Raw genomic sequence first — 14,814 nt, forward strand, 5'->3', positions numbered from 1 at the left:
CGACCGCCGCAGCACGCCGTCAGCGCATCGCCCCGACAAAGCGCACGGCGTCGCGGGCCTCCCGCAGGCGGCGCTCGTACGTCAGGCCGAGTCCGAGGAGAAGTGCTCCGCCGAATGCGAGCACCGCCCACCACTCGACGACCCGCATCGCGGCGACGGCCGCCGGGGATGCCTGGATCAGCGCGACCGCGCCCAGCACGAGGCCGCCCAGCAGGAACGGCGCCTGCCAGCGCAACACAGCGCCCGCGATCACCGCGAGGAGGGCGCCCACGGTGACGAGCAGCAGGCGCCACATGGTGGGGCTGGCCCATGCGGTGGCGAACGGCACTACGAGCATCAGCACCAGCCCGATCGTCAACGTGGCCCAGCTGTGCGCGTCCGTGTCACGTCGCAACCGGACCACGCCCAGGGCCAGCACCACGACGCCCAGGAGCACGACATAGACGTCAGCGGGCACACCCGAGGCCGAGGCCGACGCCGCGCCCGCTGCCGCCGCGACACTGGCGCTGACGACGCCGGTGGCTATCGCGCGCCCTCGTGCCGCGCCTGCCTCCACACGCACGCTCACGACGAGGGCCAGAGCGCTCCCGGCAGTCAGCACGGCCAAGGCCCGGAACGATCCGGCGCTGGTCCCGTCCACGGCCAGCACGCTCGGCGCCAGCGTCACGGCGGCCAGCAGCGGAAGCCCCCACTGTCGTGGCCCGCTGGCCGTGAACGGCCACCGCCGAGCGGCCAGGATCAGCGTGAGGGCGAGGAGCGTGCCACCCGGCAGCGACCACACCTCGACGTCGCCGACTCCAGGGGCCACCCCGTCTGCTCTGCCCGCCGCGGGAACCGCGGCGTGGCGCACAGCGACGAGGACGGACAGCAAGGCCGCGCCGAGCAACGGACCGGCGCTTGCCCGCGCCGCCCGGTCGTCATCTCGCCTGGACAGCATCAGTGCGCCCGCGACGATCAGCACCGTGGAAGCAGCGAGTGCGAGGGGCCCCCGCCAGCCAGCGGCCGGGCCCAGCGCAAGGCACGCGAGCAATGGCGGGCCGACCACCAGCCACCCGCCGCCCGCGCGTCCACTGGACGCCCACAGCGCTCCGGTGACGGTGACGACGACCCCGCATGCCACCAGCGGAAGCTCCACGCTCGGGAGGACGCCATGCTGGAGCGCGCCTGGAGTCGCCAGCGCGCAGGCGGCGACCCCGATCGCGACGAGCTGGGCGGCCCGGCCACCAGCGGGCGGCGACCACGCCGCCCACCACGCTGTCGCCGCTCCAGCGCACATGACGCAGGCCCAGCGCAGGACGCCGGGCATGTCGGGCCCCACCGCGAGCGCGGTGGGAAGCACGAGCACGAGCATGACCAGCCACGGCGCGATCTGCGTGACGGCCTGGGCGTTCCGGCCGTCGTCGGCGCGGCGCAGCGCGCGGGTGGCGGCGACGATCACGCCGCTGGCGGCGATCGTCCACAGCTCGATGTCGACCGCGGACGGTGTGTGAGGCCCGAGCGCCGCGATGGCCGCTGACCGCGCGGGCCCGGCGAGCACCAGCGCGCCACCGACGAGCACGGTCAGGCGCGAGGCCGAAGGACGGCCGAGTCGTGTGGCCGCGGCGACCAGCGCAGCGCCGACCAGGAGGGCGGCGAGCATCCGCCACGCGTCGCCCTGGAGCGCCGTCGGCAGGAGCAGGAGCCCGCCCACGCTGAGCCACGAGGCATCCCGGGCCCCGCCGCGGAGCAGCAGTGCGCCGCTGACGACGAGCAACAGCCCGAGCAGCGAGAAGGGGATGTCCCAGAGTGTGGAGGCGGATGCGGACCCCGTCAGCGCCGCGAGCCCGGCGAGCGCGAGGCCCACCGGCACTGTCGCGATGCCACCCGGCGTGCGCCAGGATCCCCGCATCGCGCCCCGGAGGGCGAGCATGGCGCACGCGGCGAACACCAGGGACCAGCGAGCGACTCCGAGCGTCGACGTGTCGACAGCCATCAGGCTGGGAATGGCCGCCGCGCTGGCTATGACTGGCAGCCCGACGACCACTGCCGCGCGACGGCTGACGGAGGTCGCGGTGGTGAGCCGCCACCAGGCGAGGCTGATCAGGGCCGCTGCCGGCAGTGACCAGGGCTCCACGTCGGGCAAGCCCTGCTGCGCGTGGAGGGCGGCGACCGCGGCATGCCACGTCGGGCCGACGAGGAGCACGAGCGCAGCCAGACACAGCAGCACGTCACGACGCGGGCCGGCGAGGGCGGGAGTCGGCTTCTTCCATGTCCCGCAGGCGACCAGCACGGCCCCAGCGCCCAGCGCGAGCGCGGGGCGGGGCAGGTCCCAGAGTGGGAGGCTCCCGCCGAGCAGAGCAGTCGGCAGTGTCGCCAGTGCTAGCCCTGAGGCGAGCAGGGGGACGTCGTCGTCTCCGCCCAGGCGACGGCGGCGCAGCGCCACGACGAGGAGGACGGCCCCTGTCGGGGCCACATACGCCTCGGGGACGCCCACGCCGCCGTGCAGCAGAAGCACCCACGTCGCCGTGACGCCGAGGCCGAGCGCCCACCATCGGGCCCACTGGCGGTCGGGTCGCAGCGACCACGCGCCCGCCACCACAGCCGCGACCACCACTGTCAGCGCCAGGCCCCCGGCGCCACCCTCGTCTCCGACAGTGGCGGCGGCCGCGAGCAGCTGGGTGCCCGCCATCGCCCACGCTGTGACCTCGGCAGCACGGCGCGCGTCCTCGTGGCCGGCGGCCATCAGCCCGGCGAGGAGGACGCAGGCTCCCGCGGCGGCCGTGACCACCACGGGCAGGGACACGCCAGGCAGGGAGCCACGGGTCGCCATCGACAGGGTGAGGAGGGTCCCCGGCATCAGCACGCCGCACGCCCCGGCCGCGGCCACCTGCCATAGCGGCCCGAGTGCGGATCGGCCGCGCCGGGCCATGGCCACCGCGGCGAGTGCCGCGGTGGCGGTGACGGCGACGAGCGTCGCGCGGTCGAGCCCGGCGGGTCGAGCAGGCAGGGTGAGGGCGCCCCATGTCCATCCGATGACGGAGATCGCCGCCGCGAGGCTCAGAGCCGAGAGACAGTCGGCGCGGGTCCACGACGACCGGCGCGCCAGTGCCATGGTGACGACGGCCGTCAGCAGCGGCACGGCGAGGGCCGCCGCCGCCGTCCCGACCGTGAGCCACTCTGCGAGGAGGACTGTGCAGCCCAGCCACAGGAGCGCGAGCGAGGCGGCGAGCAGCGCCGCCCGAGCCGCTGGCCGGCCAGACGCCCATCGACGCGCGACCCCGCCAGCGACCGCACAGGCGAGGAGTGCGAGGCCGGCCGTCAGGGCGTCGCGCGACCCGATGAGCGCCACCGCGGGCGCGAGCATGACCAGCGCGCGCAGGGGCGCTCGACCGTCGCCGTCGAGGCGCAGGCCCGCCCCGTCCGCGACATGGGCGAGGGCGGCCACACCGGCGAGCATGAGCACGAGGCCGACGGCGCCCGTCCCCGGCCGACTGGAGACGACCAGGCCGGGCAGCACCAGCACGGCGAGCGCCGTGGCCCATGCGCTGCCCGTCCTGGCTGCGCGCCACGGCGAGGCGAAAGTCGTCGCCGCGTGGAGCGACAACGCGCCCACGACGATCGCCGTCGCCGCGAGGGGACGCGGCAGCAGGCGCGCGTCGAAGAGCAGCGCGCCGAGCATTGAGAGGAGCATCACCGCCGAGGGCGTGGCAAGGAGCAGGGTGACGACGAGGGCGCCCCGCGTCGCGTGACCGGCCGACGCAGGCGCCTTCGGGGGCGTGCCGCCCAGTGCCGCGCCGACGTCCGCAGGGTCGTTGGGCTCCGCGTGAGCCGGGGTCTCGCCCACCGGCCGCCTCCCCGCCTGCGGCCTGTGAGCCCGGGAGAGGCTGATCGTGACAGCCGCTGCGCCGACCGGCCCCCACGCCCACAAGACGTCGGCCGGGAGCCCTGTGCGGACGCCCATCGCCGCGACGCCCAGCGCGAGCAGCCCGCCCGCCGTCGTCTCCCACGCCAGCGCGCCGCGCGGATGCCCGCCACGAGACCAGCGGCCCTGAAGTGCGGCGAGCATGGCGAGCACGAGGAGCGCCGCGACCGGGGACATCGGGGCCGCCGGGGATCGCAGCACGTCGATCGCGGCGACGACTGTCGCCGAGCCAGTCGCCATCCAGGCGACGCACGCCATGATCCCGCGCTCGAGGCCGCTCCATCCCCGCACCCGCTCGCCGTCCCGCGCCGTGCCGGGCGGGTGGCCGCCGGCTGCGGCGGTGACGCGCATCGCGAAGCGCGACGAGGCGAGCAGCGCGCTCCCGGCGAGGAGCCATGCGGTGTGCCCCGGCAGGAGTGGGGCCAGCAGCACCGGCGCCACGGGGAGCAGCACCGCGGCCACGGCGGCGCCGGTCCTGATCCGAGCCAGGTGTCCCCAGGCCCCGAGTAGCAGCGCGCACACCAGGCACGCGGCGCCTGCGTACAACGCGCCGCTGCTCGGGGCGACGAGCCCGGTGGCGTGCACGGCCCACGCGTCGAGCAGGAGCATCACCGTGCCGATGCCGCCCACAGCCTCGGCGCTCGACCCCAGTCGCGCCCGTCGCAGGGCTGACGCGGCGACGAACACCACGACGGTGCCGACCCCGATGACAGCCGCACGGCCGACCAGGCCCAGCCATCCCCAGCTGAAGAGCAGGAACACGACGCAGGCGGCGGCGATGAGGAGGGCGCCGAGCACCTGGAGCACAGTCTGGACGCGCCACGCCGCCCGTGCGGGCGCTGGCGCCAACGGGGGAGTGGCCGGATGCGAGGAGGTCGGGCGCACCGGCATGGGCGGGCCAGAGGAGGACGACGGCGGCGGGGGAGTCGGCGAGGGGGCCGTCGCGACGACGGACGGCAGAGGCGCCGGCAGTGACGGGGTGGCCCACGCCGCTGGCGAGGCCACCGCAGCGGCCGAGGCGGGCGCCAGCTGGGCGGCGCGGGCGGCACGGCGCCGATGCTGCTCGGCCCGCATCTCGTCGAGGTGCTCGGCCCGGCGGTCGAGCGCGCCGATGGCCTCCTGCGAGAGGTCCCAGAGGCGGCGCCCGGCCGGGCCCGTCAGATCGAGGCCGCACGCGTCGCATGTGCCCGTCGTGAGCCAGGCCCCGCAGGACGGGCAGGCGGTGGCGTTGGCCAGCGCCCCGCGAGCCACCTCGATGAGGTCGCGTGGCTGGTCAGGGCGCTGCGGTGAGGGCATGTGGCACATCGTGGCGCACGCCGGGGGCCCGCTGTGCGGGTATTCCACAGGCGTCGTCTGCGGGGCTGTCCGCAGGGTGGACCGCTTCAGTCGGACCGGGTGCGGGGCAGGGCCTAGTGTGGGAGCAGCACGACTCGCTCAGCACACCGGGAGGTCACGATGGCTGGTCAGGAACATGGTCGGGTCCGCCGCGACGAGGACGAGCCGGTCGACGGCCCGGAGGTCCCCACGCCGTCGGCGCCTGCGGCCCAGACCCGCGACGCCGAGGTCGACGCCCTCCTCGAGGAGATCGACGAGGTCCTGGAGTCCAATGCGGAGCAGTTCGTGCGCGGGTTCGTGCAGAAGGGCGGTCAGTGAGCGCCGATGGGCATGGACCACGCTGCCTCCCCGGGGAGGTTGCCGGGCGCGTTCATGACGCCGGGCTCCTCGTCGTTCGTCGACTTCCTGCAAGGGCACGCGCCCACACTGCTGCCTGGCATGCGGGACCTCACCGGGGGTGAGGCCCCGGCCACCCCGCACGGGACCACGATCGTCGCGCTGGCCTTCGACCGCGGCGTCGTGATGGCGGGGGACCGCCGCGCCACGATGGGCTCGATGATCGCCCACCGGGAGATCGAGAAGGTGTTCCCCGCGGACGAGTTCTCCGCCGTGGGCATCGCGGGGACCGCCGGGCTCGCCGTCGAGCTCGTCCGCCTGTTCCAGCTCGAGCTCGAGCACTACGAGAAGATCGAGGGCACGCTGCTCTCGCTCGACGGCAAGGCCAACCGGCTGTCCACGATGATCCGGGGCAACCTGGGACTGGCCATGCAAGGCCTGGCGGTCGTCCCGCTCTTCGCGGGCTACGACCTGGACCGGGGCGTGGGACGGATCTTCTCGTACGACGTGACCGGCGGCAGGTACGAGGAGCGCGACCACCACTCGGTCGGGTCGGGGTCCGTGTTCGCCCGTGGCTCGCTCAAGAAGCTGTGGCGGCCCGGCCTCGAGGCCACCGCGGCCGTGCGGGTCGCCGTCGGCGCGCTGGTCGACGCGGCGGACGACGACTCGGCCACCGGTGGCCCGGACGAGTCCCGCCGGATCTTCCCGGTGGTCGCGAGCGTGACCGCCGCCGGATACGTCCGGGTGCCGCAGGACGAGTTGGGGCGCATCGTGGAGGACGTGCTGGACGAGCGTCGCGCGGAGCACCGACGTGACCGCCGCGAGACAGGGGGCATCGACCGATGAGCATGCCGTTCTACGTCTCGCCCGAGCAGCTCATGAAGGATCGGGCGGACTACGCCCGCAAGGGGATCGCCCGCGGTCGGTCCGTCGTGGTGCTGCAGTACGAGGACGGCATCGCATTCGCGACAGAGAACCCATCGCGCGCCCTGCACAAGATCTCGGAGATCTACGACCGCATCGCGTTCGCCGCGGTCGGCAAGTACAACGAGTTCGAGAACCTGAGGGTCGCCGGGGTGCGTTACGCCGACCTGCGCGGGTACTCCTACGACCGCAAGGACGTCAACGCGCGAGGGCTGGCGAACGCGTACGCGCAGACCCTCGGCACGGTGTTCACCACCGAGTCCAAGCCGCTCGAGGTCGAGCTCGTGGTCGCGGAGGTGGGGGACAGCCCTGCGGGGGACCAGATCTACCGGCTGTCCTACGACGGCTCGGTGGCTGACGAGCACGGGTACGGGCACGTGGTCATGGGGGGCCAGGCCGAGCGGCTCGGCACCGTGCTCGCCGAGGAGTGGCGCGCGGGGATGTCGCTCCCAGAGGTGCTGTCCGTGGCCGTCCGGGTACTGGGATCGGCCGGCGAGGGCGAGCAGGGCGAGCCGCGGGCCATCGCCGCCAGCCAGCTCGAGGTCGCGGTGCTCGACCGGACACGGCCCCGGCGGGCATTCCGCCGGTTGACCAGCTCGCTGCTCGAGGAGCTGCTCGCGGTGGCGCCGCCGCCCGCGTGAGCCCTCAGCTCGCGCGCAAGCCAGTCTGACCACAGGGGGGCGAACCATGGACCGTCGGATCTTCGGGCTCGAGACCGAGTACGGCGTGACGTGCGCGTCGGATGACGGGCGCGGGCTGTCCGCGGACGAGGTCGCCAGGTACTTGTTCCGCAAGGTCGTCTCCTGGGGCCGCTCGTCCAACGTGTTCCTGCGCAACGGGTCGCGGCTGTACCTCGACGTCGGCTCGCACCCGGAGTACGCCACCGCCGAGTGCGACGACGTGCGACAGCTCGTGGCGCACGACAGGGGCGGCGAGCGGATCCTCGAGGGCCTCGTGCAGGACGCCCAGCAGCGGCTCGAGCACGAAGGGCTGAGCGGGCGGATCCACCTGTTCAAGAACAACACCGACTCGGCGGGCAACTCCTACGGCTGCCACGAGAACTACCTGGTGCGGCGGCAGGGCGACTTCGCGCGACTCTCCGACGTGCTGGTGCCGTTCCTCATCACCCGGCAGGTCCTCACCGGCGCCGGCAAGGTGCTGACGACCCCTCGCGGCGCCGTCTACTGCCTCTCGCAGCGCGCCGACCACATCTGGGAGGCCGTCTCGAGCGCCACGACCCGTTCGCGGCCCATCATCAACACGCGTGACGAGCCCCACGCCGACGCGGAGCACTACCGCCGGCTGCACGTGATCGTGGGCGACTCGTCGATGTCCGAGACGACGACCATGCTCAAGGTGGGCTCGACCGACCTCATCCTCCGGATGATCGAGGCGGGCGTTCCGATGCGTGACATGGCGCTCGAGAACCCGATCCGCGCCATCCGCGACATCAGCCACGACATGACGGGGACCCGTCCCGTGGTGATGGCCAACGGGCGCACGGTCACGGCGGTCGAGCTCCAGGAGGAGTACCTGGCTCGGGTCAAGGACTTCGTGGACAGCGAGGTGGGCCCCACCCCGGTGGTCAAGCAGGTGGTGGACCTGTGGGAGCGCGGCCTGGTGGCGCTGCGCACCGGGGACCTGGCCCTGGTCGAGCGCGAGCTGGACTGGGTGATCAAGTACCGCCTGATCGAGCGCTACCGCGCCAAGCACGGCCTGGACCTCTCGGACGCGCGGGTGGCCCGGCTCGACCTGGCCTACCACGACATCTCCCGCACCGAGGGCCTGTACAACCTGCTGGCCGCCCGCGGGCTGGTCGAGCGCGTCACCACGGACCTGGAAGTCTTCGAGGCCACCGCTGTGCCGCCGCAGACCACCCGGGCGAAGCTCCGCGGCGACTTCGTGCGGAAGGCACAGGAGGCCCGGCGCGACTACACGGTCGACTGGGTGCACCTCAAGCTCAACGACCAGGCGCAGCGGACGGTGCTGTGCAAGGACCCGTTCCGGAACGTCGACGAGCGGGTGGAGCGGCTCATCGAGTCGATGTGACGCGTCGTCGTGGACCCTGCTCGGGGCTCTAACGCCCCGCCCCGTACAGTGGGTGCGGATTTCACGACGGAAGGAACACTGTGCGACGTCAGGTTGTCGCGTGCCTCGCTGCCGCGATGCTGCTGCTCACAGGGTGTGTGTCATCGCCGGACGAGCCGCCCGAGGTGGTGGTCTCCGGGAATCCCGGCGAGAAGCCGACGGTGACGTACCGCACCCCCCTGGCGGTCAGCGAGACGCTGACCCAGGAGGTCTGGCCAGGCACCGGCCCTGAGCTCGTCGAGGGCAGCCCCGTGCTGGTGGACTTCTGGCTCGAGAACGCCACCGACGCGAGCGTCGTGACCGAGAGCTATTCCTCGAACCCGACGCCGCGGGTGCTGACCGCCGAGGACCTGGGCAAGGACCTCTACGAGATGCTCCGCGGACAACGGGTCGGCGCGCGCCTCGTGCAGATGAGCCCGGCGCCGGGGAGCGGCTCGGCCAACTACCCGACCGTCACCGTGATCGATGTGCTGAACACCCGCGCCGACGGGGAGCCGGTTCCTCCGCGCGAGGACCTGCCGGCCGTGACGCTGGCCGAGAACGGGGCGCCGTCGATCACGCCGCCTGCCGTCGATCCCCCCACGGACCTGGTGATCCAGCCGCTGCTGCGGGGCATGGGGCAGCAGGTCGCCGCCGGCGACTCGATCACGGTGCAGTACACAGGCTTCGCGTGGTCGACCGGCGAGGGCTTCGACGGGACGTGGGAGAACGGCGTGCCCGCCATCTTCCCGCTCGAGAGCGTCGCCGTGTGGTCGGAGCTCGTGGAGCAGCCGGTGGGCAGCCAGGTCATGCTCGTGGTGCCCCCGACCTACCCGATGGGCGCGACCGACAGCGAGGAGCTCGCCGGCCAGACCATCGTCTTCGTGATCGACATCCTCGCGACGGGCCCCGCCTCGGGCGCCGGGACGGGTGGCTGACATGGGTGTCGCGCTGCGGGTCATCCCGTGCCTGGACGTGGACGCGGGCCGTGTCGTCAAAGGGGTCAACTTCGAGAACCTGCGCGATGCCGGCGACCCCGTCGAGCTCGCGCACCGCTACGACGCCGAGGGCGCCGACGAGCTGACTTTCCTGGACGTCTCCGCATCCTCCGGCAACCGGGAGACCACGTACGACGTGGTGCGCCGCACCGCCGAGGAGGTCTTCGTCCCGCTGACGGTCGGCGGCGGCGTCCGCTCGACCGACGACGTGGACCGGCTGCTCCGCGCCGGCGCGGACAAGGTGGGCGTCAACACCGCGGCGATCGCGCGCCCGGAGCTGATCGCCGAGATCGCCGAGCGATTCGGCAGCCAGGTGCTCGTGCTCTCGGTCGACGCGCGCCGGGTCACCGGTGGCACGCGCACCGACTCGGGCTACGAGGTGACGACCCACGGGGGCCGGACCGGCACCGGGATCGACGCCGTCGAGTGGGCGGCTCGCGCCGCGGAGCTCGGGGCCGGGGAGATCCTGCTCAACTCGATGGACGCCGACGGCACCACGGGCGGCTTCGACCTGGACATGCTGCGCGACGTGCGGCGCGAGGTCCGCGTGCCGTTGATCGCCAGCGGGGGAGCGGGAACCGTCGAGCACTTCGCGGAGGCGGCGCGTGCCGGCGCGGACGCGGTGCTCGCGGCCTCCGTGTTCCACTTCGGCGCGCTGACGGTCGGCCAGGTCAAGGACCACCTGCGGGCGGTCGGGATCACCGTCCGGTAGTCGCGCCACCGCCCGGGAACGCGCCCTGGAGGGCCTCGACCGACAGGGGATCGCCCTCGACGGCCACGTCGGCCCGGGCCCCGCGACCGAAGGCGTGCAGCACCAGCTCGCCCACCTCGCCCCGGACCACCACGGCGCCCTGGTCGCCGGTGGGCCGGCGCACCGCGCGTCGGACGCCGTCGGGCCGCACGAGCACGACCCCCGCGCCCGCGCGCCGGTAGGCGAGGGGGGCCATGCGCAGCAGGTGGCCCCACAGCGCCTCGACGCGCTCCGGGTCCAGCGCGCGGGGCTCGATCTGGCCCGCGCCGCGGCGCACGTCCTCGGTGTGCACGAAGAACTCCAGCACGTTCGCCAGCTCGGCCGCCCACGACAGCGGGTGCCACCGGCGAGGGCCCTCCGCGATCTGCGCGACGAGGGCGTCGAACCCGTCGGCCGTGGCGGCCCGCGCGGCGGCGTCCTCGATCGCCTGATCGGACCGCTCGGCGAGCCGCCCACCGCCGACCGGCACGAGCAGCGAGCGCTCCCGCAGCACCACGTGGGCGGCGAGGTGGCGGCCACGCCATCCCTCGCACAGAGTCGGCGCGTCCGGCCCCGCCTCGGACAGTGAGCGGACCAGGTCTGCGCGCTCCAGCGCGTGCCACGACGTCATCCGCGCATCGTCCCACGCCAGCAGGCCTTCCGGGTCGGTGTCGGCGCCGCGTGAGAGGATCCTCAGACCCCGCCCGCCGGTTGGAAGGACAGTCGTGCCCGCGCGCCCCGCACCACCGCGTCAGGTGGCGCTGACCGGATCCCTCGCCCGACGATCTGTCCTCCTGCTGTGGCGTGGCATCGCCTCCCAGCCGCGCACGTACGTCCTCGCGATCGGCGCCTCGGCGGTGTTCGGCGCCTCGACCGTGGCGGTGAGCACGGTGCTGGGCATCGTGACGGACGATGTCGTGGTCCCGGCCCTCGGCGGATCGGCGGAGGCCCGCTCGCGGATCTGGCTGGCCGGCCTCGCGCTCGCCGCCGTGGCGGTGACCCTGGCGTTGAGCGTCGCCGGCCGTCGGGTATTCGCGGGGATCGGCGTGGCTGATCAGCAGGCCGGGTTCCGCACCCGGGTCACCCGTCAGTACCTGCGCCTGCCCTTGCCCTGGCACCGCCGCCACCCCACCGGCCAGCTCCTGTCGAACGCCAACGCGGACGTCGAGGCCGCGACGTCGGTGTTCAACCCGCTGCCCTTCGCGCTCGGCGTGGTGGTGATGATCGGCGTCGCGGCGGTGCAGCTGCTGCGCACCGACCTGTGGCTCGCGCTCGCCGCCCTGGTCGTCCTGCCGCTCGCGCTCGCCGCGAACGTGGTCTTCGAGCGCAAGATGTCGCCGGCCGTCACCCGCGCGCAGCAGCTGCGCGCCGAGGTCTCCGACATCGCGCACGAGAGCTTCGAGGGCGCCCTGCTGGTCAAGTCCCTCGGCGCCGAGGACCGCGAGGAGCGGCGCTTCACCGCCAGTGCGCAGACCCTGCGCGACGCGAACATCCGCGTCGGCGTCATCCGCGCGTTCTTCGACCCGGTGATCGACATGCTCCCGGGCCTCGGCACCCTGCTCGTCCTGCTGGTCGGCACGGTCCGCGCCGCCGACGGCGCCGTGGGGCCCGGCGACATCGTCTCCGCCGCCTACCTGCTGACGCTGATGGCCGTGCCCGTGCGGGCGTTCGGCTGGGTGCTGGGCGACCTGCCGCGCACGCTCGTGGGCCACGACCGGGTCGCGCGCGTGCTCGACGCGCGCAGCACCCTGGAGCCCGGCGACGGCACGCTCGAGCCGTCCACGGCCGGCGCCCGGGTGACGCTGCGCGACGTGGGGGTGAGCGTGCCGGTGGGCAGCGGCAGCGCCGAGCTCCTGACCGGCGTCGACCTCGAGCTCGCGCCCGGCCGCACCGTCGCGCTGGTGGGGCCCACCGGCGCCGGCAAGACGACGCTCGCCTCGATGCTGAGCCGGCTCGTGGACCCGTCCAGCGGGGTGGTCGAGATCGACGGGCACGACCTGCGCACGCTGCGCGCCGACGCCATCACCTCGCAGGTGGCGCTCGTGGCACAGACGACCTTCGTGTTCGAGGACACCGTGCGCGCAAACGTGACGCTGGCCGACGTCGACGAGCCCGGCGCCCCGAATGACGACGAGGTGTGGGCGGCGCTGCGGCTCGCACGGGTCGACGACGTCGTCCGAGCGCTGCCAGGCGGGCTCGACGCCCCGCTCGGCGAGCGCGGCTCGAACCTGTCGGGCGGCCAGCGCCAGCGGCTCGCCTTGGCCCGGGCGCTCGTCCGGCGCCCCCGGCTGCTGGTCCTCGACGACGCCACGTCGGCGGTCGACCCCGGCGTCGAGCAGCAGATCCTCACCGGCCTGCGCGCAGGGGCCACGCCCGCGGGCACGGCGTTCGCGCCGACGGTGCTGATGGTCGCCTACCGGATGTCGTCGGTGAGCCTCGCCGACGAGGTGGTGCACCTCGAGGGCGGCAAGGTCGTCGACCGGGGCACGCACGCCGAGCTGCTCGCCCGTGACCCCGGCTACCGCGAGCTGGCGACTGCCTACGAGCAGGAGACGGCGCGGCGCGCCGCGGAGCTCGATGACGCTGCCGCCGACCAGACGACCGGAGGCGGACGATGAGCACCACCACCACCGAGAAGGCCAAACCCGCACGGCCTGCCAGCGCGGACGCCGGCGGGATCGGCGCCTCGACGCTCGGGGTGTGGGGGACGCTGCGCCGCGGCGTGCAGGTCTCACCCGAGCTGCTCGACGGCATCACGCTCACCTTGTTGCTGGCCCTGGCCGCGGCGTCGGGGCGCATCGTGGTCCCGATCGCCGTGCAGCAGACCATCGACTCCGGGATCCTGTCCGCCGGCGGACCCGACGTGCGTCGCGTCGTCACGCTCGTGGCGCTGGCGGTGGCCGGCCTGCTGGCCGGCGCGGCGTGCTCCGCGGTCGTCAACGTGCGGCTGTTCCGGGCCAGCGAGCGGGGCCTGCTGGCCCTGCGCACCCGGGCGTTCCGGCATGTGCACGACCTGTCCGTCCTCACCCAGAACACCGAGCGGCGCGGCTCTCTCGTCTCCCGGGTCACCTCGGACGTCGACACCATCTCGATGTTCGTCCAGTGGGGCGGCATCATGCTGCTCGTCTCGCTGCTGCAGCTCACCGTCGCGACCGTGCTCATGGCCGTGTACTCGTGGCAGCTGACGATCCTGGTCTGGCTCTGCTTCCTCCCGTTGCTGGTCGCCCTGCGGCCCCTGCAGAAGCGGGTCAACGCGGCGTACACGGCGGTGCGCGAGCAGATCGGCGCGATGCTCGGCGCCATCTCCGAGGCCGTCGTCGGCGCGGAGACCATCCGGGCCTACGGCGTGCAGGCGCGGACCCAGCGCAAGATCGACCGCGCGGTGCGGGGCACGCGGAACGCGATGGTGCGGGCGCAGAACACCGTCGCCCTCGTCTTCTCCAGCGGCGTCCTGGTGGCGAACCTGGTACTCGCCGCGGTGGTCGTCGGCGGGACCCACCTGGGCCTCGCGGGCGACCTGAGCGTCGGGCAACTGCTCGCCTTCCTGTTCCTCGTGCAGCTCTTCACCGGTCCCGTCCAGATGGCGACCGAGGTGCTCAACGAGCTGCAGAACGCGGTCGCGGGCTGGCGGCGCGTCCTGGCCGTCATCGAGACCCCGGTGAGCGTGGTCGACGCCGGCCCGGACGCGCCGCGGTCGCCGCGCGGCCCCGCGGCGGTGACGCTTCGCGACGTGGGATTCGCCTACCCAGGCGGCCCGCCGGTGCTGCATGGCGTGGACCTGGAGCTGCCGGCGCGGACCTCGGTGGCCGTGGTGGGCGCGACAGGGTCGGGCAAGACGACGATCGCGAAGCTCGTCGGACGCCTCATGGACCCGACCTCCGGCCAGGTGCTGATCGACGGCGTGGACGTGCGCGAGATCGGGGTCGCGAACCTTCGCGAGCGGGTGGTCATGGTGCCCCAGGAGGGGTTCCTGTTCGACACCACGCTCGGGGAGAACATCGCGCTCGGTCTGCGCGGCGTCGACGCGCCGGCACGCGAGGTGTGGGAGCCGGCGGCGCGCGACGCGCTCGAGGAGCTCGGGCTGGGCGACTGGCTCGCGGAGCTGCCCCAAGGCCTGAGCACGCCAGTGGGCCAGCGCGGCGAGTCGCTCTCGGCGGGGGAGAGGCAGCTCGTGGCGCTCGCCCGGGCCTACCTGGCCGGCGCCGACCTGCTGGTGCTCGACGAGGCCACCTCCGCGGTGGACCCGGCCACCGAGGTGCGGATCGCCCGGGCGCTGCGCTCCCTGACCCACGGCCGCAGCACCCTGACGATCGCCCACCGGCTGTCCACCGCTGAGGCCGCCGACCTCGTCGTCGTGGTCGACGCGGGCCACGTCGTCGAGGTGGGATCCCATGCGGAGCTCGTCGCGCGCGGCGGCGCCTACGCGGCGATGCACGCCAGCTGGGTGTCGCAGACCCGCTGAGGCGCCGGCCCGGCGTCCGGGCGTCGGACCCCTCGGCGGGCGCTCGGACCCGCGTGGGAAG

General features: G+C 74.0%; 10 protein-coding genes. 8 read left to right on the plus strand and 2 right to left on the minus strand.

Annotated elements, in window-relative coordinates; all coding sequences use genetic code 11:
* Positions 1 to 19: 19 nt before the first annotated feature.
* On the minus strand, positions 20 to 5,197 hold the full coding sequence (locus NP064_RS06675; protein WP_227568847.1) for an SCO7613 C-terminal domain-containing membrane protein: 5,178 nt from the start codon (positions 5,195 to 5,197) through the stop codon (positions 20 to 22).
* Positions 5,198 to 5,356: 159 nt separating this feature from the next.
* Here NP064_RS06675 and NP064_RS06680 point away from each other — a divergent pair, with 159 nt between their 5' ends.
* The 6 genes from NP064_RS06680 (at position 5,357) to hisF (ending at position 10,273) form a co-directional block, all read left to right on the plus strand.
* Positions 5,357 to 5,554 carry a ubiquitin-like protein Pup gene (locus NP064_RS06680; RefSeq protein WP_227568848.1) on the plus strand — a complete coding sequence of 66 codons (198 nt, stop codon included), beginning with the start codon at positions 5,357 to 5,359 and terminating at the stop codon, positions 5,552 to 5,554.
* Positions 5,555 to 5,566: 12 nt separating this feature from the next.
* Positions 5,567 to 6,418, plus strand: coding sequence for a proteasome subunit beta (gene prcB, locus NP064_RS06685; protein ID WP_372456355.1), 852 nt, complete (start codon positions 5,567 to 5,569; stop codon positions 6,416 to 6,418).
* Entirely contained in the window at positions 6,415 to 7,137 is a 723-nt protein-coding gene (prcA, locus tag NP064_RS06690) for a proteasome subunit alpha (RefSeq protein ID WP_227568850.1), read from the plus strand. The genes prcB and prcA overlap by 4 nt, the downstream gene beginning before the upstream one ends.
* A 46-nt stretch (positions 7,138 to 7,183) precedes the next feature.
* Positions 7,184 to 8,545 carry a Pup--protein ligase gene (gene pafA / locus NP064_RS06695; protein WP_227568851.1) on the plus strand — a complete coding sequence of 454 codons (1,362 nt, stop codon included), beginning with the start codon at positions 7,184 to 7,186 and terminating at the stop codon, positions 8,543 to 8,545.
* 80 nt (positions 8,546 to 8,625) lie between these two features.
* Positions 8,626 to 9,501, plus strand: a complete 876-nt coding sequence (locus tag NP064_RS06700; RefSeq protein ID WP_227568852.1) for an FKBP-type peptidyl-prolyl cis-trans isomerase — start codon at positions 8,626 to 8,628, stop codon at positions 9,499 to 9,501.
* Between the two features lies 1 nt (position 9,502).
* Positions 9,503 to 10,273 (plus strand): imidazole glycerol phosphate synthase subunit HisF, encoded by a 771-nt coding sequence (gene hisF / locus NP064_RS06705; protein WP_227568853.1) that lies wholly within the window; start codon positions 9,503 to 9,505, stop codon positions 10,271 to 10,273.
* Here the strand turns inward: hisF and NP064_RS06710 are convergent.
* The gene (locus tag NP064_RS06710) at positions 10,260 to 10,922 is read right to left on the minus strand and encodes a TIGR03085 family metal-binding protein (protein WP_227568854.1); all 663 of its coding nucleotides are present in this window, start codon (positions 10,920 to 10,922) and stop codon (positions 10,260 to 10,262) included. The genes hisF and NP064_RS06710 overlap by 14 nt on opposite strands.
* 94 nt (positions 10,923 to 11,016) lie before the next feature.
* Here NP064_RS06710 and NP064_RS06715 point away from each other — a divergent pair, with 94 nt between their 5' ends.
* Both NP064_RS06715 and NP064_RS06720 read left to right on the plus strand, forming a co-directional pair.
* The gene (locus NP064_RS06715) at positions 11,017 to 12,909 is read left to right on the plus strand and encodes an ABC transporter ATP-binding protein (RefSeq protein ID WP_227568855.1); all 1,893 of its coding nucleotides are present in this window, start codon (positions 11,017 to 11,019) and stop codon (positions 12,907 to 12,909) included.
* Positions 12,906 to 14,753 carry an ABC transporter ATP-binding protein gene (locus NP064_RS06720; protein WP_227568856.1) on the plus strand — a complete coding sequence of 616 codons (1,848 nt, stop codon included), beginning with the start codon at positions 12,906 to 12,908 and terminating at the stop codon, positions 14,751 to 14,753. The genes NP064_RS06715 and NP064_RS06720 overlap by 4 nt, the downstream gene beginning before the upstream one ends.
* Positions 14,754 to 14,814 lie beyond the last annotated feature (61 nt).

Origin of the sequence: Cellulomonas chengniuliangii (assembly GCF_024508335.1) — a bacterium.
Taxonomy (GTDB): domain Bacteria; phylum Actinomycetota; class Actinomycetes; order Actinomycetales; family Cellulomonadaceae; genus Cellulomonas_A; species Cellulomonas_A chengniuliangii.

What these genes read in the sequence shown, in the direction of transcription:
- NP064_RS06675 (WP_227568847.1), bottom strand. Translation starts at nt 5,197, where the DNA reads ATGCCCTCACCGCAGCGCCCTGACCAGCCACGCGACCTCATCGAGGTG.
- NP064_RS06680 (WP_227568848.1), top strand. Translation starts at nt 5,357, where the DNA reads ATGGCTGGTCAGGAACATGGTCGGGTCCGCCGCGACGAGGACGAGCCG.
- prcB (WP_372456355.1), top strand. Translation starts at nt 5,567, where the DNA reads ATGGACCACGCTGCCTCCCCGGGGAGGTTGCCGGGCGCGTTCATGACG.
- prcA (WP_227568850.1), top strand. Translation starts at nt 6,415, where the DNA reads ATGAGCATGCCGTTCTACGTCTCGCCCGAGCAGCTCATGAAGGATCGG.
- pafA (WP_227568851.1), top strand. Translation starts at nt 7,184, where the DNA reads ATGGACCGTCGGATCTTCGGGCTCGAGACCGAGTACGGCGTGACGTGC.
- hisF (WP_227568853.1), top strand. Translation starts at nt 9,503, where the DNA reads ATGGGTGTCGCGCTGCGGGTCATCCCGTGCCTGGACGTGGACGCGGGC.
- NP064_RS06710 (WP_227568854.1), bottom strand. Translation starts at nt 10,922, where the DNA reads ATGACGTCGTGGCACGCGCTGGAGCGCGCAGACCTGGTCCGCTCACTG.
- NP064_RS06720 (WP_227568856.1), top strand. Translation starts at nt 12,906, where the DNA reads ATGAGCACCACCACCACCGAGAAGGCCAAACCCGCACGGCCTGCCAGC.